The 20,958-nt window shown below is 63.3% G+C and carries 24 protein-coding genes; 23 read left to right on the forward strand and 1 reads right to left on the reverse strand.

Going from position 1 to position 20,958, the window contains the following annotated elements:
• The first annotated feature begins 6 nt into the window (after positions 1-6).
• From VGE08_RS21960 to VGE08_RS22030, 15 genes are all read left to right on the forward strand, one after another.
• Positions 7-1,440, forward strand: coding sequence for a flagellin (locus VGE08_RS21960; RefSeq protein WP_331070069.1), 1,434 nt, complete (start codon positions 7-9; stop codon positions 1,438-1,440).
• Between the two features lie 13 nt (positions 1,441-1,453).
• Positions 1,454-1,837 carry a flagellar protein FlaG gene (locus VGE08_RS21965; RefSeq protein ID WP_331070070.1) on the forward strand — a complete coding sequence of 128 codons (384 nt, stop codon included), beginning with the start codon at positions 1,454-1,456 and terminating at the stop codon, positions 1,835-1,837.
• A gap of 17 nt (positions 1,838-1,854) precedes the next feature.
• Positions 1,855-3,231, forward strand: a complete 1,377-nt coding sequence (fliD, locus tag VGE08_RS21970; protein WP_331070071.1) for a flagellar filament capping protein FliD — start codon at positions 1,855-1,857, stop codon at positions 3,229-3,231.
• A gap of 86 nt (positions 3,232-3,317) precedes the next feature.
• A complete protein-coding gene (fliS, locus tag VGE08_RS21975; RefSeq protein WP_331070072.1) occupies positions 3,318-3,722 on the forward strand; it encodes a flagellar export chaperone FliS in 405 nt (134 codons plus the stop codon).
• Entirely contained in the window at positions 3,719-4,087 is a 369-nt protein-coding gene (locus tag VGE08_RS21980; protein ID WP_331070073.1) for a hypothetical protein, read from the forward strand. Before fliS ends, VGE08_RS21980 begins: the two co-directional genes overlap by 4 nt.
• Before the next feature lie 5 nt (positions 4,088-4,092).
• Complete coding sequence (locus VGE08_RS21985) at positions 4,093-4,659, forward strand: PilZ domain-containing protein (protein WP_331070074.1); 567 nt, start codon at positions 4,093-4,095, stop codon at positions 4,657-4,659.
• 354 nt (positions 4,660-5,013) lie between these two features.
• Entirely contained in the window at positions 5,014-6,501 is a 1,488-nt protein-coding gene (locus VGE08_RS21990; RefSeq protein WP_349258771.1) for a sigma-54 dependent transcriptional regulator, read from the forward strand.
• Between the two features lie 190 nt (positions 6,502-6,691).
• Positions 6,692-7,837 (forward strand): sigma-54 dependent transcriptional regulator, encoded by a 1,146-nt coding sequence (locus VGE08_RS21995; RefSeq protein WP_331070076.1) that lies wholly within the window; start codon positions 6,692-6,694, stop codon positions 7,835-7,837.
• 11 nt (positions 7,838-7,848) lie between these two features.
• Complete coding sequence (gene fliE, locus VGE08_RS22000) at positions 7,849-8,202, forward strand: flagellar hook-basal body complex protein FliE (RefSeq protein ID WP_331070077.1); 354 nt, start codon at positions 7,849-7,851, stop codon at positions 8,200-8,202.
• 158 nt (positions 8,203-8,360) lie between these two features.
• Entirely contained in the window at positions 8,361-10,061 is a 1,701-nt protein-coding gene (gene fliF / locus VGE08_RS22005) for a flagellar basal-body MS-ring/collar protein FliF (RefSeq protein WP_331070078.1), read from the forward strand.
• Positions 10,054-11,070 (forward strand): flagellar motor switch protein FliG, encoded by a 1,017-nt coding sequence (gene fliG / locus VGE08_RS22010; protein WP_331070079.1) that lies wholly within the window; start codon positions 10,054-10,056, stop codon positions 11,068-11,070. The genes fliF and fliG overlap by 8 nt, the downstream gene beginning before the upstream one ends.
• Positions 11,067-11,750, forward strand: coding sequence for a flagellar assembly protein FliH (locus VGE08_RS22015; RefSeq protein WP_331070080.1), 684 nt, complete (start codon positions 11,067-11,069; stop codon positions 11,748-11,750). The genes fliG and VGE08_RS22015 overlap by 4 nt, the downstream gene beginning before the upstream one ends.
• Positions 11,747-13,105, forward strand: coding sequence for a flagellar protein export ATPase FliI (fliI, locus tag VGE08_RS22020; RefSeq protein ID WP_331070081.1), 1,359 nt, complete (start codon positions 11,747-11,749; stop codon positions 13,103-13,105). Before VGE08_RS22015 ends, fliI begins: the two co-directional genes overlap by 4 nt.
• Positions 13,106-13,110: 5 nt before the next feature.
• Positions 13,111-13,554: a flagellar export protein FliJ gene (gene fliJ, locus VGE08_RS22025; protein WP_331070082.1), complete on the forward strand. Its 444-nt coding sequence runs from the start codon at positions 13,111-13,113 to the stop codon at positions 13,552-13,554.
• A 49-nt stretch (positions 13,555-13,603) separates the two neighbouring features.
• Positions 13,604-14,500, forward strand: a complete 897-nt coding sequence (locus tag VGE08_RS22030; protein WP_331070083.1) for a flagellar hook-length control protein FliK — start codon at positions 13,604-13,606, stop codon at positions 14,498-14,500.
• Positions 14,501-14,506: 6 nt separating this feature from the next.
• On the opposite strand, the gene VGE08_RS22035 is transcribed toward VGE08_RS22030, so the two are convergent.
• Positions 14,507-15,244: a hypothetical protein gene (locus tag VGE08_RS22035; RefSeq protein ID WP_331070084.1), complete on the reverse strand. Its 738-nt coding sequence runs from the start codon at positions 15,242-15,244 to the stop codon at positions 14,507-14,509.
• A gap of 360 nt (positions 15,245-15,604) precedes the next feature.
• Here VGE08_RS22035 and aqpZ point away from each other — a divergent pair, with 360 nt between their 5' ends.
• From aqpZ to fliO, 8 genes are all read left to right on the forward strand, one after another.
• Entirely contained in the window at positions 15,605-16,327 is a 723-nt protein-coding gene (gene aqpZ / locus VGE08_RS22040) for an aquaporin Z (protein WP_331070085.1), read from the forward strand.
• Between the two features lie 488 nt (positions 16,328-16,815).
• Positions 16,816-17,115 carry a hypothetical protein gene (locus VGE08_RS22045; RefSeq protein WP_331070086.1) on the forward strand — a complete coding sequence of 100 codons (300 nt, stop codon included), beginning with the start codon at positions 16,816-16,818 and terminating at the stop codon, positions 17,113-17,115.
• 139 nt (positions 17,116-17,254) lie between these two features.
• The gene (crcB, locus tag VGE08_RS22050; protein ID WP_331070087.1) at positions 17,255-17,635 is read left to right on the forward strand and encodes a fluoride efflux transporter CrcB; all 381 of its coding nucleotides are present in this window, start codon (positions 17,255-17,257) and stop codon (positions 17,633-17,635) included.
• 20 nt (positions 17,636-17,655) lie between these two features.
• On the forward strand, positions 17,656-18,177 hold the full coding sequence (locus tag VGE08_RS22055) for an N-acetyltransferase family protein (RefSeq protein WP_331070088.1): 522 nt from the start codon (positions 17,656-17,658) through the stop codon (positions 18,175-18,177).
• Between the two features lie 244 nt (positions 18,178-18,421).
• Complete coding sequence (locus VGE08_RS22060) at positions 18,422-18,919, forward strand: flagellar basal body-associated FliL family protein (RefSeq protein WP_331070089.1); 498 nt, start codon at positions 18,422-18,424, stop codon at positions 18,917-18,919.
• Between the two features lie 30 nt (positions 18,920-18,949).
• Positions 18,950-19,954: a flagellar motor switch protein FliM gene (gene fliM / locus VGE08_RS22065; RefSeq protein ID WP_331070090.1), complete on the forward strand. Its 1,005-nt coding sequence runs from the start codon at positions 18,950-18,952 to the stop codon at positions 19,952-19,954.
• Between the two features lie 4 nt (positions 19,955-19,958).
• Positions 19,959-20,345 carry a flagellar motor switch protein FliN gene (gene fliN / locus VGE08_RS22070; protein WP_331070091.1) on the forward strand — a complete coding sequence of 129 codons (387 nt, stop codon included), beginning with the start codon at positions 19,959-19,961 and terminating at the stop codon, positions 20,343-20,345.
• A 25-nt stretch (positions 20,346-20,370) separates the two neighbouring features.
• A complete protein-coding gene (gene fliO / locus VGE08_RS22075) occupies positions 20,371-20,916 on the forward strand; it encodes a flagellar biosynthetic protein FliO (protein WP_331070092.1) in 546 nt (181 codons plus the stop codon).
• Positions 20,917-20,958: the final 42 nt, after the last annotated feature.

Raw genomic sequence — 20,958 nt, forward strand, 5'->3', positions numbered from 1 at the left:
AGTTTCATGGCACTTGTCATCAACACGAACGTGATGTCGCTGAACGCTCAGCGTAACCTGTCGACATCCGCCAACCAGCTGGCGACCTCCCTGCAGCGTCTGTCTTCCGGTCTGCGCATCAACAGCGCCAAGGACGACGCCGCCGGTCTCGCCATCTCCGAGCGTCTGACTTCGCAGATCAACGGCCTCACGGTCGCTGCCCGTAACGCGAACGACGGTATCTCTCTGGCGCAGACGGCCGAAGGCGACCTCGCCCAGATCGGCAACAACCTGCAGCGTATGCGCGAGCTGGCGGTGCAGTCCGCCAACGCGTCCAACAGCGCCTCCGACCGCGCTGCGTTGAACGCCGAAGTGGCGCAGCTCGCCGAGGAAATCGACCGCGTCGCCCAGGCTTCCGCCTTCAACGGCGTGAAGCTGCTCGACGGTTCGTTCCAGGCCCAGACCTTCCAGGTCGGCGCCAACGCGACCGCTTCCGACCAGATCACGGTCTCTGCGATCACCAATGCCCGTTCGAGCGCGCTCGGTGCGTTCAACGGCTACTCGGCGCAGAACCAGACGGTGACCAACGGCGCTGCCGGCACCTTCACTGTGGACACGGGTTCGGGTGCGGTGGCCATTGCCGGCGGCGCGAGCCTCGCGACCGACGCGAAAGTGCTGGTCAATGCGATCAACGCGGAAGGCATCCAGGGCTTGACCGCCACTGTCAACGCCACGGTTGCCACGGGTACCGTCGGTGGTGCCGCTGTGACGGGCACTGGTAACTCGACGCTGACCATCAACGGCATCCAGATCACGATCGCCGGCTCGCCCAGCTCCGCTTCGAACGTCGCCAACGCGGTGGCTGCGATCAACTCGCAGTCGGCTGCCACAGGCGTGACGGCGGTGGACACGGGTGCGGGCCTCGAGCTGACGGCTGCTGACGGTCGTAACATTACGATCGCCAACTTCGCCGCCGGCGGCGCCACGGACGCTACCCTGGCTTCCTACGGCCTGGGTGGTTTGACCACCACGACCGCGACGTTCAATATCAACTACGTTGCTCCGAACGATGTTACGTCGATCACCTTCGGCGGCACAGCTGTCACGGGCGTGGCGGGTGCTCACGCAATTGCGCAGACTGGCACCGCTATCTCCGCGATCGACGTGACGACCGCCAGCAATGCGCGTGACGCGCTGGCCTCGATCGACGCCGCGCTGAGCCAGATCAGCGGCGCGCGCGCTTCGCTGGGTGCGACTCAGAACCGCTTCCAGTCGGTGGTGGCTTCGTTGCAGACCACGGCCGAGAACTTGACTGCTTCGCGCAGCCGAATTCAGGACGCGGACTTCGCCGCCGAAACGGCTGCCATGACCAAGGCCCAGATCCTGCAGCAGGCGGGTACGGCGATGGTCGCGCAGGCGAACTCGGCTCCGCAGAACGTGCTCTCGCTGCTGCGCGGCTAATGAGTGATGTTCGATGAGCAGGCTTGACGCAAGTCAGGTCGAAGCGGGCGGGGAGGTCGCAAGACCTCTCCGCTCGCCGTCGTTTCCGAACCAGACTGCTGCGGCTGGCCAGACAGTCGCGCAGGCTGCTCCAGCTGCCATTGTTCAGCCGAGTGCCCCGCGCGGGCCGTCCGCTGAAGAAGTGCAGCACGCGGCGCGGCAACTGGAAACGTTCATGCAGAGCATGAACCGGTATCTGGAATTCAGGATCGATGAGGACAGCGGTCGCACGGTGGTCACCGTCAAGGATAAGAACACCGGTGAGACCATCCGGCAGATCCCCTCCGAAGAAGTGCTGCGTCTGGCCCACAATCTGGGCGGCAAGACGTCCGGCGGTCTCGTCGACGAGACCGTGTAACGAAGAAGGAATGTGACATGGCGACGTCCGGCATCGTAGGCGGTTCCACCATCGACGTACAAAGTCTGGTGTCCCAGCTGGTGGCTGCCGAACGCGCACCGCTGGATGCTCAGCTGGCGCGTGCGAACACCAAGATCACGACGCAGATTTCCGCGACCAGCGCGTTGCTCGGTGCCCTGTCGTCGTTCCAGTCCGCATTGACCGGCCTGCGAACCACGACCGTCTTCAGCGGCCGCAGCACCGCCAGCACAGACGCCACCATCGCTACGGCCTCAGCGGCGAGCACCGCCGTGCCCGGACGCTACGACATCGAGGTGGAGCAACTCGCGACGTCACATCAAATCTCCTCGGTGGCGTTCGTCGACGGCAGCTCGAGCGTGGTCGGTAACGGCCAGCTCACAATCTCGCTCGGCTCCACCAGCTTCAGTGTGAATATCGAAAGCACCGCCAACACGCTCGCCGACGTTCGCAACGCCATCAACCAGGCCAGCGACAATCCGGGCGTGACTGCGACCATCATCAATGCCGCTGACGGTGCGCACCTGGTGCTCACCTCCACCCAAACCGGCTCGGCCAACACGATTCAAGTGACCGCGAGCGGTGATTTGAGCCAGCTGGAGTACACGGCCCAGAATCAGGCCAACTACACGCAATTGCGCGCAGCCCAGGATGCCATCGTGCGCGTGGCCGGCTACGAAACGGTCAGCCCGACCAACGTCGTGGAAAACGTGATCGACGGCGTGTCGATCAATCTGCTGAAGGCGGAGCCTGGCACGACCGTGAGCATCGACGTCACGTACAACAAGACCGCTGCCAAGGAAAAGGTCAACCAGTTCGTCGCCGCCTACAATCAGCTGCGCGGCGTGATCAGCTCGTTGGGTAGCTATAACGCCGCCACCCAGACGGGCGGACCGATGCTCGGCGATTCGTTGCTGACCGGCATTGACGCGGAGATCCGTCGCACGTTGTCCTCGCCCGTGGGCGAAGCGGGTGGCGGAGCCGTGCAGACGCTGGCCGATATCGGAATCACTACGCAGGCCAACGGCACGCTCAAAGTGGACGAGGTCAAGCTGAGCGCGGCGTTGGACAACCATTTCGATGCCGTCAGCCGCTTGTTCGGCACGGAGGAAACGGGTGTTGCCGCGCGGCTGTACACCCAGATCGGCGATCGTCTCGCCGACGGTGCCGCCCTCGATACGCGCACCGATAGTCTGCAGGCCCAGAAGCGGGCCCTGGAAAAGAAGGCCGCCGACAACGAAGTTCGCATGAACCTGGTGCGGCAGGCCTACCTCAAGCAGTTCACGGCTCTGGATACGCTGCTGTCGAGCCTGTCGGCGACGTCCGCGTACCTGGGCCAGCAGATCGATTCGTTGCCGAAATGGTCAAACGACTAGAAAGGTGACAGGCACGGTGGTTTCGGGCACTCAAGTAACCTGCGCGAGCGCCGTTACCCCCTCCAAGGATCGATGGAGCATTGAGCATGCAGGGTTACGCCAGATCTTCGAATCTCGCCGCTTACCAGAGCGCCGCCGCTCATGGTGGGGTGGCGGCTTCAGACCCGCATCGGCTCATCCTGATGCTGCTGGACGGCGCGATGGAGCGCATCTCCATGGCCCGCGGCTGCATGCAGCGTAGCGAAACGTCCGAGAAGGCTCGGCTCATCAATCGGGCCATGTCCATCATCGGCGAGTTGCGCAACAGCCTCGATTTGCGCAATGGCGGACAGATCGCCGCCAACCTCGCCGAGCTGTACGACTACATGTGCCGGCGCCTGCTGCTCGCCACCACCGAGAACAATGTGGAGTTGCTGGATGAAGTCGGTGCGTTGCTGCGTGAAATCCGCGGCGCCTGGGTCGCCATAGCTCCGGAGGGTCGCGGCAGATGAGCTCCACTATCGCCGAGGGCGTCCTGGCAGCCACGCACAAGCTGGTCCAGCAGGCTATGACCGGCCAGTGGCAGGACGTGCCGAAGACGGTGCAGGAGCGCCGCGAGCTGTTGAACAACCTGTCGGCCTCGGCCTCCCCGCAAGACCGTCAGTGGCTCGGCGCGCTTCAGCAGGCGATGGCGGAATCCGATGCGGCGCTCGCCAAGATCGCGCCGCCCGATTTGATGCCGCTGTCGAGCGCGAACGGTCAATCACAAGGAACGGCTGCCAGCGGCGTGGTGGACACGCCCGATGCAGCCGCGGTGGACACGCCCGATGCAGCCGCGGTGGACAACATGATGGAGCTGCTCCGACAGAGCAGATAGCTGCCATGTATGAAGGATTGGACACGGTCATTCTGTATGAAGAGCTCGCCTACGAAGACGTGTTGCCGGTGGCGTGGAGATCGCTGCCAGAGCCGCTCGATCCGGCGTTGATCGGCAGCTTCGCCGATCGCAACCTGCGCGTGTTGCAGGCGGTGTCCGCGCTCGACGAGCACGGCCAGATCGAAAAGCCGGACGAGAACGCGCCGCACGCCGCCGACATCCTGCGGCTGGAAATGAAGATGAACCTGCTGCTCGACATGGTCGGCGCGTTGCTGATTGCGAGCCGTCCGCGACCCAAGCCTGCAGCAGTGCGCTTCAATGCATTGGGCGGCGTGTTCCAGGGGTCCTCGCCCTATCCGCCGTTGGGCAACCAAGGCGTGTTCGAAATCTATCTGCGCGATTGCGTCGCGGATCCCTTGCGGCTGTTCGGTCGTATCGTTTCCGTGAGTCCGGACGGCAAAGTCAAGGTGCGCTTCGTGCCGCCCGGCGAGAACATCTCCGACCTGCTGGAAAAGCTCGCCTTCCGCAAACACCGCCGTCAGGTCGCCGGCGTACGCCAGCCGAAGAAGTAGCTTGCCATCGCCGCCAGGAGCGGCCGCTGCCGTTGAGTTCGCAAAGGGCCCGATGCTCGCTGAGTGTGATGCAAGTCGCACAGCGTTTGCGCACGCCAGAGGTCCGTCGCGAATCGAGCAGTGCGAGGCCGCGACAAAAGTGGGCGCAAGCGCACATTTTCTCGTGGCCCACAGCCTGATCCATTGAGCCGATCCCTGAGCAGCGCGCCAAATTTCTGGCAGCAGTTCACGCACGTGAGGCGTTCAGGGATAGCCTGATAGAGCGTTTCGTTGCTGCGCACAGAATGCCTCCCAGGCATACATAAGAACTCGGCGCATAAAAAAATGAATTTGAACGACACCCAGGCCCGGAGCCTGACCATCCAGCAAGCTGTCGTGTACGACAGCGACACTGGGCGGGCAGAAAAAGTCGCGGAAGTTTTACGTGAACTGAGTCTCGAACCGCTGCTGATCGATCACTGTGCGCTGATGCGCGCAATGATTCAAACGCCAAGCAATCCTCCGGCACTGCTGGTGGGCGACGTGGCGGACTGCGATTGGGACGAACTCGGTGCCGCCTTGCGCGAGCAGTTGAGCGATGTCCCCGTGGTCGCTTACGGATCCTCGTCAGTGGCGGACCTGCTGATCGCCGCTGTCGGTCCGCGTGTGCGCCGGCTCACATTTCCGCTCAAGTCCGCGGTGCTCGGCACCGCATTGCGCATCCCTGCACAGGCGGCACAAGCCGAAGTCGGCGAGGTTGCCATGCCTACCGGCAGCTCGAGCGCGATTCGCGATGTGACGCGGCTCATTCGCCAGGTGGCCGCGCATGACTCGAGTGTGCTGATCCTGGGCGAATCGGGTACCGGTAAGGAGCTGGCGGCTCGGGCGGTTCACGAGGCCAGCCCCCGCCGGCAGCGCCCGTTCGTCGCCATCAACTGCGGCGCCATTCCCGCGGAGTTGCTGGAGAGCGAGCTGTTTGGCCACGAGAAAGGCTCCTTCACCGGCGCCATCGCGGCTCGCAAGGGCCGCTTCGAGATCGCCGAAGGCGGCACGCTGTTCCTCGACGAGATCGGCGACATGAGCCTGCCGATGCAGGTGAAACTGCTCCGAGTGCTGCAGGAACGCGTATTCGAGCGAGTCGGCAATCACACGCCGATCCGCTGCAATGTGCGAATCATCGCCGCCACTCACCGCAATCTCGAGGAATCCATCGCGAAGGGAACGTTCCGCGAGGACCTGTTCTATCGTTTGAACGTGTTTCCCATTGAAATGCCGGCGCTGCGAACCCGCATCGAGGATCTGGCGATGCTGGTGCGCGACTTCTCCGAGCGCAACGTCGTCGAAGGCCGCGGTCGCGTGGAGCTGACTCCCCGTGCGCTGAAAGTGCTGAGCCACTATCCCTGGCCCGGCAACGTGCGCGAGCTCGGCAATCTGATCGAGCGGCTGTCCATCCTGTGCCCGAACCGCGCCGTCGACGTGGCCGACCTGCCGCTGAAGTATCGCCCCGCCGAGTTGCTGGCCGAGCTCGATCTGAGCGCCGACCTGACGATGCCCGCCCAGTCGGCTGCAGAGTCGGTCGAGTCGGAGCTGGATGCCGATGAGGTCGTGGACGAGGACCGGGAAGTCGTGTCCATGCTCACGCAAAGCGATCTGAGCGAGGCGGTGGTGCAACTGCCGCCCGATGGCATCGACCTGCGAGATCATCTTTTCACCATCGAGCGCAATCTCATCCAACAGGCGTTGAACCGCGCCGGCGGCACCGTCGCTCATGCGGCCCGCCTGCTCAAGTTGCGCCGTACCACGCTCGTGGAAAAGCTGCGCAAGTTCCACATGCTCAACGAGGCCGCCGCGTCGGAACTTTGACGGGCGCGGCGCGCGCTTCATCGCACCGATGAGGCGCCGCTCGGCGCAACCCCGTGCCGGGTGGTTGCGATTGCCGCGGCAAGGCCTTGCCGGTGTGACCGGCTCCACAGGATTCAGCGGCAAATTGCCCCGGCCGGGCCACTGGAACAGAACTTGCTCCTTCTGTAGCGGCAAACAGAGATCCGTACGAATGAGCGCAGTGTCACAAACAGAATTCGAAGACGTGAGCCCCGAGCCGGAGGCCGTTGAAGCCTCCATGGCCGAGCAGCCTTCGCTGCTCTCGTCTTCGGAAGACATGGTCGCCATCGCGGACAGCTCGCGCCGCCTGGCCGACCTGGCGCGCCGTGTGGCCGGCAGCGACTGCACCGTGCTGATTTCGGGCGAGTCGGGCACCGGCAAGGAAGTGCTGGCGCGCTTCATTCATCGCCATTCGCCTCGCGCCAATCGCGCCTTCGTGGCAGTGAACTGCGCGGCGATCCCCGAGAACATGCTCGAAGCGATTCTGTTCGGCTACGAGAAGGGTTCATTCACCGGCGCGCACACCAGTCACGCGGGCAAGTTCGAGCAGGCCCAGGGCGGCACGCTGCTGCTGGACGAAGTGACCGAGATGCCGTTGAGTCTGCAAGCGAAACTGTTGCGCGTTCTGCAGGAACGTGAAGTGGAGCGCCTCGGCGGCCGTTCATCGATCTCGCTGGATGTGCGCGTGCTGGCGACCACGAACCGCAACCTGCGCGCCGAAGTGGCGGCGGGTCGGTTTCGGGAAGACCTCTACTATCGCTTGAACGTGTTTCCGTTGCAGACGTTGCCGTTGCGCGAACGTCGTGACGACGTGCTGCCGCTGGCGATGCGTTTGCTGACGGCGCGTTGCCGTGCCGGTGAGCGCATTCCGGCGCTGAGCGCCGATGCCGCCCACATGCTGTTGCTGTATCCCTGGCCCGGCAATGTGCGCGAGCTCGACAACGTCATGCAACGTGCGTTGATTCTTGCCAACGGTGCCGTGATTCAACCGGAGCACGTGCACCTGGAGATTGAAGGTTTGGAGGCGCTGCCCGCGGCATTGGCCGCAGCGAGCCAGGCGGCGCACGCGTTTGTTTCTTCGCCGCAGCGTTCCATGGCCGCGGATGCCGTTTGCAAGAACAGCACGGCGGACGCAGGCGATCGCGGAGCGCTCTCCGATTCGCTCTCCAGCGCCGAGCGTGATCTGATCCTGGATGCGCTGCGCTCGGATGGCGGCAATCGTCAAGCCGCCGCGAAACGCCTGGGCATCAGCCCACGTACGCTGCGTTACAAGTTGCAGCGCCTGCGTGAAGCAGGCTTCGTGGTTCCGGCTGCTTGAGGTAGGCACTCATGTCTTCATTACAGATTGACGCCGTGCTGTCCCAGATCCGCGCCATGCAGTCGCAGATCAAGGGTGTCGGTGCTCCGCAGAACGATGTCGCCCAGGTGGCGGGCGTAACAAGCGCGGTTCAGGCGCCGACCCAGTCCTTCGCCAATGTCATGCAGCAAGGGCTGGATGCGGTGAACCAGGCGCAGTCGCGCGCCGCGGATCTGGCAACCAAGTTCGAGCAGGGCGTGCCCGGCGTCGAGCTGCCGCAAGTGATGCTGGAAATGCAGAAGGCCAGTGTTTCCTTTCGCGCCGTCGCCGAAGTGCGCAATCGCTTCGTGAACGCGTACCAGGAAATCATGAACATGCCGATCTGAGCGGTTGGCGGTTAGCGGTTAGTGAAAGAGGGCAGGTTTAGTATTTATGTGGTGTGATGTGCAGGCCGGATTTCAGAAGCGCGCTCACGCGGCGGCGTCGCTCGGATTTATTCCGACCAACCGCCAACCGCTGACCGCTAACCGCTTCGAGGTTCGTCATGAGCGCTGAAGCGACAGCATTGCCGTTGCCGTCGAATGCGCAGCAGCCTGCTGTGCAGGAGTCTGCTTCACAGCCGCCCCCGACGCTCATTCCGCCCGGCTTGCGGCCGCTGGCGATGTTGATCGGGATCGCGGCGGCGGTGGCCGTGGGCGTGGGCATCGTGCTGTGGTCCAAGGAGCCGACCTACAGCTTGTTGTACGGCAACCTCGGCCAGCAGGACGCCGCGCAGATTGCACAGGCTTTGGATACCAACGGCATTCCGTATCGTCTCGAAGGCAGCGGCACCATCACCGTACCCGCCGATCGCGTGCACGATGCTCGCCTGAAACTTGCCGGGCAGGGCCTGCCCGAGGGCGATGGCGGATTCTCCGTGATGTCGAAGGACCCGGGGTTCGGTGTCAGCCAGTTCATGGAAGGCGCTCGTTATCAGCACGCCCTCGAAACAGAGCTGGCGCGCACGATTACCAATCTGCAGGCCGTGGAAGGCGCACGCGTGCACCTCGCGTTGCCGCGTCAATCGGCGTTCGTTCGCGACCGTCGCAAGCCGAGCGCGTCCGTGTTCCTGCAGATGAAGCCCGGCCGTCGTCTCGAGTCCGAGCAGGTCACGGCCATCGTGAACCTGGTGGCCTCGAGCATTCCCGAGCTGGAAGCGCAGCAGGTCACGGTCGTCGATCAGCAGGGCCGCCTGCTGTCCTCGCCGGACGGCAGCAGTGAAGTGGCCGAGCGCGAGAAACAAATGGAGATCGCGCGCGAGTTGGAAGATCGTTACACGCAGCGGGTCCAACAACTGCTGGCTCCGCTCGTGGGCAGCGATCGAGTCCGTGCCCAGGTCGTGGCCGACGTAGAAATGTCCACGACTGAAGAAGCACGCGAGCAGTACCGGCCCGAAAGCCAGATCGTTCGCAGCGAGCAGACTGCCGAAGAAACCAGCCGCAATGGCTCGGGCCCGCTGGGCGTGCCGGGCGCACTGACCAATCAGCCGCCGCAGCCGGGTACCGCGTTGCCGCCGGGATCATCCGCCGATCCTGCAACGGCCCAGTTGGCTGCGAATGCTGCCAACCCGAATGCAGTGGTCGCGCCGGACAACACGTCCAGGCAATCGACTCGCAACTACGAGATCGATCGCACGGTGGCCTACACCAAGATGCCGGCGGGCCGGCTCAAGCGGCTCACCGTGGCTGTGCTGGTCGACAACATTCGCACTACCGCTGAAGACGGTACCGTGAGCGAAACGCCGATCACGCCCGAGCAGATCGAGAACATGACCCGGCTGGTGAAGGACGCCATCGGTTACAACGAAGCACGTGGCGACAGCGTCAGCGTGGTGAATGCCTCGTTCCATGGCCAGACCAAGCCGGAAGACATCGTGATCGACAAGATTCCGTTGTGGGAACAGCCGCTGATGCGTGACATCGCGAAGCTGGTGGTCGGTTTGATCGCGCTGCTGGTGCTGGTACTGGCCGTGCTGCGTCCGTTGATTCGCGGCTTGATCGGCACGGCGCCGAAGCCCGAAAGGGTGCCGGTGCCGACTCCGGTGCAAGCCACGCCGATGGCTGCTGCGATGGCGACCGCAATCGATGGCTCGTCGCCTGCACCGATGGACTATGACGGACAGATCGCGGCCGCTCGCGCGCTGGTGTCGCAGGATCCAGCGCGGGTGGCGCAGTTGGTGAAGACCTGGGTTGGCGACGATGAGTAGGGATAAGGCGGAAACCAAACGCAGCGGCACCGAGCGTGCCGCCATTCTGCTGCTGTCGCTCGGCGAGGCCGAGGCGACCGAAGTGATGAAGCACATGGGCGCCAAGGACGTGCAGCGTATCGGCGCCGCCATGACGCAGTTGCAGAACATCTCGCGTCAGGAAGTGCAGGGCGTGCTCGCGGGCTTTACCAGCGAGCTGGAAGAAAAGACCGCGCTGGGTATCGGCGTGGACGATTACCTGCGCAAGGTGCTGATCGGCGCGCTCGGCGAGGACAAGGCCGGCGGCGTGATCGACCGCATTCTGTTCGGCCGCTCCAGCAAGGGCCTCGAAGCGCTGAAGTGGATGGACTCGCGTGCCGTCGCCGAGCTGATTCGCCAGGAACACCCGCAGATCATTTCCATCGTGCTGGCGTATCTGGACTCCGATCAGTCCGCGGAGATTCTGCAGCAGTTTCCGGAATGGCTGCGCGCCGACGTCATCATGCGCATCGCCACGCTCGACGGCATTCAGCCGACCGCGTTGCACGAGCTGGATGAGGTGATCGAGAAACAGTTCGCCGGCAAGACCGGTGCGCTCAAGACGTCCGTGATCGGCGGCGTGAAGACCGCGGCGCAGATCATGAACTTCCTGGATTCCAGCCAGGAGAGCATGCTGATCGAGAACATCCGCAAGGTCGACGATGCGCTCGGCAGCAAGATCCAGGATCTGATGTTCGTGTTCGGCGACCTGGTCGAGATCGACGATCGCGGCATGCAGGAAGTGCTGCGTGCCATCCCGAGCGAGAAGCTGCTGCTGGCCATGAAAGGCGCCGACGAGGATCTCAAGGCCAAGATCTTCAAGAACATGTCGCAGCGTGCCGCCGAAATGCTCAAGGACGATCTGGAGTCGCGCGGACCGGTGCGCTTGTCCGAAGTGGAAACGGCGCAGAAGGAAATCCTGGCGCAGGTGCGCAGGATGGCCGAAACCGGCACCGTCCAGCTCGGCGGCAAGGGTGACCAGTTCGTATGACCTCACCGGCTCGTTACGAATTGCCGAGCATCAGCGGGCTCGCGGTGCAGGGGCGCCGCGCCGGCAAGACGGTGCAGGAACTGGAAGACCTGGAGCAACGCACCTACGAAGAAGCGTATGCCAAGGGTCTGGCCGAGGGCCGTGCTCAAGGGCTGGCTGCCGTCGAGCGCGAAATGCGTCCGCAGCTGCAGCAGCTGCAAGCTCGCATCGAGCGCTTCGACACCATCATCGGCTCGCTGGCCCGGCCGCTGCAAGAGCTCGATCCCGAAGTCGAAGATCAGCTGCTGCAGCTGGCGTTGACCATCGGCCGTCACCTGGTGCGCCGTGAGCTGCGCATCGATCCGTCGCAAGTAATCGCGATCATTCGCGAGACCGTGGCGCTGTTGCCGGCCTCCGCTCGCGACGTGCGAGTTCATTTGCATCCGGAAGACGCTGCGGTCGTCCGCGAAAAACTCGCGACTCCCACGGGCGAGCGTGCTTGGACCATCGCTGAAGATCCGGTGATGGGCCGCGGTGGTTGCCGCGTTACCACGGAGACGGCGCAGATCGACGCACGTTTGGAAACGCGCATCGGCAGCGTCATAAGTGCATTGCTCGGCGATGAGCGCATCACTGCCGTTCGTGGCGAGGAGCCTGCCGGCGATTTGTCTGTCGATGGATCGGGCACGGAGCCGGCATGAGCGGGCCCGTTCTGCAACTCAAGCGCGGCGCGTATTGGGCCAAAGAGCTGCAACGCGCGTCACGTGTCGTCGAGCGTCTCGAACCGCCGCCGGTCGAAGGCGTGCTGACTCGCATGATCGGACTGACGCTCGAAGCCTCCGGATGCCAGGCGGCGATCGGCGATCGCTGCGATGTGCTCGGCAGCGGCGGCCACAAGGTGGAAGCCGAAGTCGTGGGTTTCGCCGGCGACCGTTTGTATCTCATGCCGACTGGCGACATTCATGGGCTCAAGCCGAACGCACGTGTCGTGCCGCGCACTGCTGCCGGTACGGCGGCGGTGGGTCCGCAGTTGATGGGGCGCATCATCGACGGCGCCGGTAACGCGCTCGATGGCCTGGGGCCGCTCGATTGCGACGATCGCATTCGGCTCATTGGCGCACCGATCAATCCGCTGATGCGCAAGCCGATCGAGGAACCGCTCGACGTCGGCGTGCGTGCCATCAATTCCTTGCTTACGGTCGGACGCGGTCAGCGCATTGGCTTGTTCGCCGGCAGCGGCGTGGGTAAGAGCGTGCTCTTGGGCATGATGGCCCGTTACACAACGGCCGATGTCATCGTGGTCGGTCTGATCGGCGAGCGCGGCCGCGAAGTGAAAGAATTCGTCGAGCGCATTCTCGGACCGGAAGGTCTCGCGCGCTCCATTGTGGTTGCGACGCCTGCGGACAATCCGCCGCTGATGCGCTTGCATGGCGCGTGGCGCGCGACTGCCATTGCCGAGTACTTCCGCGATCAGGGCAAGAACGTGCTGCTGATCATGGACTCGCTGACTCGTTTCGCCCAGGCGCAACGTGAGATCGGCCTGGCAATCGGTGAAGCACCGGCCACCAAAGGTTATCCGCCCTCGGTGTTTGCAAAGTTGCCGCAGCTGGTCGAACGCGCGGGCAACGGCGACAGTGGGGCTGGCTCGATCACCGCGTTCTACACGGTGCTCAGCGAAGGCGACGATCAGCAGGACCCCATCGCCGATTCGGCGCGCGCCATTCTCGACGGCCATATCGTGTTGACGCGACGGTATGCCGAAGCCGGCCACTATCCGGCCATCGATGTAGAGGCTTCCATCAGCCGCGTGATGCACGAAATCGTGCCGCAAGAGCATTCGGCAATGGCACGGCAGTTCAAACAAGCCTTGTCGACGTATCAGCAGAACCGCGATCTGATCGCCATCGGTGCCTACAACAAAGGCAGCGATCCTCGTATCGATGCAGCGATTGCGGCCTGGCCGAGCATGCAGAAGTTCCTGCAGCAGGATGTACACGAGTCCGTCGACTATCAAGCCAGCCTGGCGAGCCTGCAGGCGCTGGTCGGGGACGGTTGAGCTAGATGAAACGCGCCAGGCGTCTCGAACCCGTGCAGCACATCGTCGATGAGGCGCAGAAGCGCCTGGCGATGAGCGTGGCCGCGTTCGAGAAACGAGTGTTGGACGGCGAGGCGAAGCTCGGCGAGCTGGAACGCTACAAAGCCGAGTACGAGCAATCTTTCACGCAACGCGCCGGCCGCGGTATCGGCGCGACGGAACTGCGTGATTACCAGGCATTCCTTGCGAAACTCGCCGAGGCGATCAAGCAGCAGCAGGCGCTCGTGAGTCGCGCTCGCGACGACCATCAGATCGAGCGTCAGAAGTGGCAGGAGGCCCTGAAACGTTCCAAGGCGTTGGGCCATGTGGTCGAGCGCTGGCAGGCCGAAGAGCGCCATGTGACCGAGCGTCGCGAGCAGCGCGAAAGCGATGAGCGCGCGCAACGCAAAATTGGCAGAGCCCCTGATTGAATCGAATTCCCAGACCATGACTTCCAGTGTTCCGTTTGCAGGTGTTCCCATGGCAGTAGCAAGCACCAACACGCCCGCGGCCGCTGCGCCGGCAGCGCTTTCGTCGTCCGCGCCCGCCAGTGTCACCGTGGATTTCATGTCGATGCTTGGCCAGCTCGCCAATACCGCTGTGCCCACGCCCGCTGTGACCGGCGCGCAAACGGCGCCTTCCTTGCCGACGCTGCAAGATGCAGAAGAATCGGACACTGACGCCGAATCCGCCGACTTGCTTGGCGCGATGCCGCTGTCTCTTCCTGTGATGCCGGCCGAAGTGAAAGCCGAGGTGGCCGGGGTACAGACCGCCGCGCTGCTCGACGTGGCGACCGGTGTGGCAAAGAGTCGAGCTGACGCGGTCGCCCCGCAAGCGCAGTTGCTCAGCGATTTGATTCAGCCCGAGCAAGGCGCGGCCGAGGGCAAGTTCGAAATTCCGCATGTGCCAGTGACCAACGAGAGCACGTCACCGTTGCGCCAGGCCGAGCCCGCGCACTCGCGTCCCGTACACGTTCCTGTTGGCACTGCGCAGTGGGCCGATGAGATCGGTTCACGCATGACCATGATGGTGGAGCAGGGTAGACACACTGCATCATTGCGCCTGTCGCCCGAGCATTTGGGCCCGCTGGAGGTGCGGATCACTGTGGATGGCGACAAGGCGTCGGTGCAGTTCGGCGCTTCTCATGTGGATACTCGCAACGCCATCGAGAACGCGCTGCCGCGCTTGCGTGAAATGTTTGCTTCGCAAGGCTTGTCGCTGGCGGACGCCAATGTTTCTCGAGAACCGCCCCGCCAGCAGTCGAATCAGGCATCGACCTCGGGTGGGAACGCGTCCGGCGGCTTTGCCTCCGACGAAGGCTCGACCACCGTGGCCGCGGCGCAGGTTCGCCTCGGCCTGCTCGATACCTACGCTTAGCTCGCGCTAGAACTCGACCTCGAAATCGAGCAGCAATCCCCAGTCCGCAGACTCGGATGTGAGGCCGGCAGCCACGGCCATGCCGAACTGGAAGGGCACCGTGGTTGCGGAGACTTCGAAGGAGGGGACGAGGTACGCCTCCACCTCGCCTTCCTCGCGCACGATGTTGCTGCCGAGCTGGAGTGCGATGTTTCCTCCCCCCGGGCGATGTTCGACCGCAAGGTTCAGCAACTGCTCCTCGAAGCCTTCGTGCTCTTGCCACTGCACGCCCGGCTCGATGTGCACTCTCATATACCGATCCGGGAAATGCAGGCTGATCGGCGTCGTTACTTCGACGCCCCACGCATCCTCGGCGACACCCGGTATCTCGTCGCTGGCGGGCAGCTCCACGCCCAGGTTGAAGGCCATCGCGAAGCCGCCTTGCTCCGTCAGCAGCCACTTGCCGGCAACTTCGACGTTGCCGGTGCCGTCCAGGTGGCCGTCATCGGTACTCACCCGGTGATACGGAATTTCGATCTCCACCATGAATCTCTCGGAGATCGCGTATTCGAACTCGGCTTCGACACCGAGGTGTTCGCCATCGTCGTAGTCGAAGTAGAAGGGCACGATGTCTATTTCGAACTCGCCGGCCTCGATGATGTAGGCGGTGTTGATCCGTAGCTGCTCCAGCTCTTCGGCGCGCGGCGTCTCGGCCCCGGCCGCGGCGCCAAAACCCAGGCCAGCGGTGACTATTGCCACAGCCACGAGGCGCCCGGGGAAGAGGTTCATGCGGAACAGGTTCATTCGTATACCGCAACGGACCAGCGTTGTTATGGGGGGAGTATGGAGCAGGCCCGCTGACGCCTGCCTGACGACTTCGGTGCCGCCCTGCGGGGCGGGGCATAGCGTCAACTACTGTGGCGCACTGCGCCGAATTTCACTACATTCGGGATGTTTTCAAAGCTGGCGGCGGCGAGACGAGTAATACCAACGAGCCGAATACCCAGGAACATCTGATCAATCGCGGCCGCCGCCGGGCCTGGCTTCGATCATTGACGCACCCCGCCAGCGGGCGACGTCAGGAAAGGCGATGAATCAGGGCTCCCCACGATCCTAGGAGGTTTCATGTTTGCGAAGCTTTCTGCGGAGTTGATCGGTACGCTGTGGCTGGTGCTGGGTGGATGCGGTAGCGCGGTATTGGCCGCGGCATTCCCCGACGTGGGCATCGGATTGCTGGGGGTGTCGCTTGCCTTCGGCCTTACCGTGCTGACAGGCGCATACGCGCTGGGTCCGATCTCGGGCGCCCATTTCAATCCAGCCGTAACGGTCGGCCTATGGGCCGGAGGGCGTTTCCCGGCTGCGCAGGTGGGGCCCTATATCATCGCGCAGGTCGTGGGCGGCGTGCTTGGTGCGGGCATTCTCTACGTCATTGCCAGTGGCGCACCGGGCTTCAGTGTCGCGGACGGTTTTGCCGCCAATGGTTTCGGTGAACATTCGCCAGGCCAGTATTCCATGCTGTCCGGCGCGGTGAGCGAGATCGTCATGACGTTCATGTTCTTGATCGTCATCCTTGGCGCAACGCACCTGCGTGCGCCGGTCGGCTTCGCCGGCCTGGCGATCGGCCTGGCGCTCACGTTGATCCATCTCATCAGCATCCCGGTGACCAACACTTCAGTGAACCCGGCGCGCAGCACCGGACCGGCGGTGTTTGTCGGCGACTGGGCACTGAGTCAGCTGTGGTTGTTCTGGGTAATGCCCATTGTCGGCGCGGCGCTGGCCGGCTTTGTCTATCGCAGCCTGTTCGAGGGTGATATCGAGAAGCCGCCGGTGACCGGCCGGCAGACGTAAGCGGCTCAGCGCTTCCTGCGCAGGCCGTCGTACATGGAGAACACCCAGGGCCGCAGTGCCAGCAGCAAACCCATGCTGCGTTTCTGCTGAATGATCGCGCGTACGTTCCGCGGGAAATCCCACGCGCAGTTCGCGCGCGTATGCCCGCGGAAACACAAACGCCAGGCAAAGAAAAGAACATGCGACGTCCGGCCTGTTGTTATATACAGCAAGGCCGTGACGCGCTACGATGGATTCGTGCTTGATCAACGGCACGCCCGACCTCCCCTCGGAACCTCCGCCCAACTTTCCGAGCGGCACGCACGCGACAAATAGCAAGTGAGTTCAATGCATCACATCACCCTACATCGGAGGATGAAATGGCTACGAACGATGATACTTCCAAGCTGCGACGCTCACGACGCGTTCAACTACAGACCGGCACTGCTTCAACGGATGCAGCGGCGCTTCCCGCGACAGGTCTGCCACCAATAGTGCCGCCACGCACGTTGGAAGAAGCGATCGGCAATGCTCGGTCACTGATGGTGCAGTTGCGCGGCGTGCTTCATTGCTTGTCTGATGTATTGCTGTACTCGGACGACGATGACGCGGCCATGCACGCGGAAGTCGCGCGCTCGATGTCAGATTGGGCCCAACTTGCGGCAGCGGAGTTGGATCCTGCGAAGCTCAGACCGTTGATCGAGGCAATCCGGCGGCGTGATGACGGCATGCCGGGCGAGGACGAGCCGGCTCCCGACAGGCGGAAGCCCCATCAGGTCAAAGAACCGATGCTGACGTACTTGGTGTAGTCGTACCGATACGCAAAGTCATCTGCGTCGAGCGCCTCGGCCATGCAGCGAGTCATGCTCCGCCACCCGTAAACGAATAGAATCGCGGCCGGGTAGTGCAATGAGCAAGTCCTGCTCTTCGGATCTCACGAGGTGAACTTTGCAATCGCTGCTTCTGGTCGCCCTCGGCGGTGCACTCGGTTCGGTGGCTCGCTTCAAGTTGTCCGGTTGGGTGTTGCATCAGACCCCGAACTGGCGTTTCCCCGCCGGGACGCTGGCGGTCAACCTGACCGGTTGTTTCATTGCCGGGCTGCTGGCCGGCATGGCGGTGAAACACGAGTTCTTCTCGGCCGAGGCTCGACTGTTCCTGTTCACCGGACTGCTCGGGGGCTTCACCACGTTCTCGGCGTTCGGCCTGGAAACGCTGTTGCTGCTCAAGCGCGGCGACGCGGGCGTGGCGTTCGCGAACGTGGCGATCAGCGTGGTGATCGGCCTGCTGGTTGCATGGTTGGGCTATGGAATGGCCGCGCGCGGCGCGTGACGGAACAGAGGAGATCGTCGATGAAGTTCGTGACATGCACGCTCGAGGCGCATGGCAAAGCCATTCTCGACATTTTCAACGAACAGATTCGTACGTCGGCCGGCCTGTACGACTACGAGGAGCGCACGCCCGAGAGCATGGTCGCCTGGTTCAAGGCCAAGGAAACCAAGGGGTACCCCGTCATCGGCGTGGTAGACGAGGCGGGCATGCTGATGGGCTTCGCGAGCTACGGCATGTTCCGCGATCGGCCTGCGAACAAATACACCGTCGAGCATTCGGTTTACATTCACCAGGATCATCGCGGCAAGGGGCTCGGTCTCGCATTGATGGAGCGCCTGATCGAAGCGGCTCGCGCCCAGGACCTGCACGTCATGGTGGCCGGCATCGACGCAGGGAACACCGTCAGCATCGCCATGCATGAGAAGCTCGGGTTCGTGTACGCGGGGACCATCCGCGAGTGCGCTTTCAAGTTCGGTCGCTGGCTGGACCTGGTTTTCTACCAACTGACGTTGCAAACGCCGAAACATCCGCTCGAAGGCTGAGCAACGACGGTAACGACTGCGCGTCCAGCCTTTGACGCAAGCGAATCCGCGCGCGTCGGGGCTTGTGGAGCGCGTCACATTTGCCCGCGCCAAGATTCTGTCGCGCGCCGGCCATGTGTCGCAGTTCACACTGCGATTTTGGCGTATTTCTCTTTGGAATTAACCACTTGCGCATCCGCATCAGGGCGTGGCACGTCGCTTGCTCTTGATCGAGTGCGACGAGGTTCAGTTCGAGGAATGCGCGATGTCCGATGCTCCTGGTGGTGCCGTCCCTGCGGCGCCTGCCAAATCGAAAATGCTGGTGATCGTGATCTGTTCGCTGCTGGCGGCGAGTGCTGTCGGCGGCGCCGCCGTTTTTTACCTGGCCGGGAAGCAGGCCGCGGCGCAGGAAGAGGCCCAGCTCGCACCGGCGGCCAAGCGGCCGGCCATCTACAGCAAGTTCGATCCGCCGTTCGTGGTCAATTTCCAGAACAAGGGCGCTATGCGCTTCCTGCAGGTGAGCATCGAGGTAATGACTCGCGACGTGGCGACCGCTGATCTGCTCAAGCAGCACGATCCGAAGCTGCGCAATGATCTGTTGATGTTGCTCGGCGGGCAGACGTTCGAAACGTTGAGCTCGCGCGAGGGCAAGGAACAGCTGCGCCAGGAAGCGCTGAAAGCAGTTGCCGACGTGATCGCTGCCGAGGGCGGCAAGGCCGAGAACGTCGAACAGCTGTACTTCACCAGCTTCGTGATGCAGTAGCCGGGCGCCGCCAACCAAAGAGACCTGCGTATGTCCGGCAGTGACATTCTAAATCAAGACGAAATCGATGCGCTGCTACACGGCGTAGACAGCGGCGCCGTCAAGACCGAAGCGCCCGCCGCGCCCGGCGAGGCGCGCAACTACGATTTCGCCAACCAGGTTCGCATCGTGCGCGGGCGCATGCCCACGCTCGAAATGATCAACGAGCGGTTCGCGCGACTGTTCCGCATCAGTCTGTTCAATCTGCTGCGCCGAACGCCGGAAGTGGCGGTGGCTCCGGTGAAGATGCTCAAGTTCAGCGAGTACGTGCACTCGTTGCACGTGCCGACCAATCTCAACCTCGTGCGTATCCTGCCGCTGCGTGGCACCGGCCTGGTCGTGCTCGACCCCAAGCTGGTGTTCGCCACGGTGGACAATTTCTTCGGCGGCAGCGGCCGTTACGCCAAGATCGAAGGCCGCGAATTCACCGCGACCGAGCAGCGCATCATCCACATGCTGCTGAAACACATCTTCGCCGACCTGAAGGAAGCGTGGTCGCACGTGCAGCGGCTCGATGTCGAATACCTCAACTCCGAGATCAATCCGCACTTCGCCAACATCGTCAGCCCGACCGAAATCGTCGTGGTCACCAGCTTCCACGTGGAGCTGGACGGCGGCGGTGGCGACGTTCACGTCACCATGCCGTACGCCATGATCGAGCCGCTGCGCGAGCTGCTCGATGCCGGCGTGGCCAGCGACCGCGTCGAGCACGACGAGCGCTGGGTGAGCGCGCTGAAGGAAGAGATCGAAGATGCCGACGTCGAGCTGACCACACTGTTGGGACGCGCCAAGATCACCATGCGCCAGCTGATGGACATGAAGGCCGGCGACATCCTGCCCTGTGACTTCAACGGCCGCGCCACCATCCTCGCCGAGGACGTGCCCATCTTCAAAGGCACTTTCGGCGTCTCCAACGGCCAGCAGGCCGTGCAGATCGAAGAACGCATTTCCCGTATTCGTCCGCGGATGCTGGACCTACTGAACGCGAAGGTTTGATGCCATGAGCATGACTAGAGAACAGATGGAAGCGGCGCAGGCCGCGCAATTCGCCGAGTTGCTGGAGCGCGAGCAGCGGGAGAAAGCCGCATCGGCACCGGCCGATCCGGGCCCAAGCCTCAACACGTCCGATGTGAACCTGGACGTGATCCTCGACGTGCCCGTCACGCTGTCCATGGAAGTGGGTCGCACGCGCATTCCGATCCGCAACCTGCTGCAGCTCAATCAGGGCTCCGTGGTGGAGCTGGATCGCGCCGCCGGCGAACCGCTCGATGTGTTCGTCAACGGCACGCTGGTGGCGCACGGCGAAGTGGTCGTGGTGAACGAAAAGTTTGGTATCCGTCTCACCGACGTGATCTCGCCGTCCGAGCGCATCCGCAAGCTGAAGTGAGCTCCGACAAGTGAGTCGAGTCGCAGTGAGTCGAATCGAAGTGAGTCAGGGCAAGGTTCTCATGCCCCGCAATTTGATGCTGTCCGTCATCCGCGGCGTGGCGCTTCGAGGCCTGGCCGTGACAGGCGGGATCGCGGTGTTGTGTCTCGCGGCTCCCATGGCGTTCGCTGCGGAAAAGTTCGCCGCACCGGAAGCCTCGCAAGCTCCCGCCGCCGTCGGTGCAGGCAGCCTCACTCAGGTGACTTTGTCCCTGTTGCTGGTGCTCGGCATTGTCTTCGCCGGTGCGTGGCTGACGCGTCGCCTACGTGGATTCGGCCGCTTCGGCAATGGCGCTCTGCAAGTTGTTACAGATATCGCGGTCGGTACCAAGGAGCGAGTGGTGCTCGTGCAAGTGGGCAAGCAACAGCTGTTGCTCGGCGTGGCGCCCGGTCGCGTGAACACGCTGCATGTGCTCGATGAACCGGTGGCGCCGCAAACGCCGAATCCGATGAGCACGTCTGCCATCGAAGGCTCAACCTCGCCGCATCCCACCGATTTCAAGTCGATTCTCAAGCGGAGCCTCGGTCTGTGACGCGAGCTCTTCACAAGCTGCGCGACCACAAGCTCGCGCGGT

This window comes from Steroidobacter sp. (genome assembly GCF_036406195.1).
Taxonomy (GTDB): Bacteria; Pseudomonadota; Gammaproteobacteria; order Steroidobacterales; family Steroidobacteraceae; genus Steroidobacter.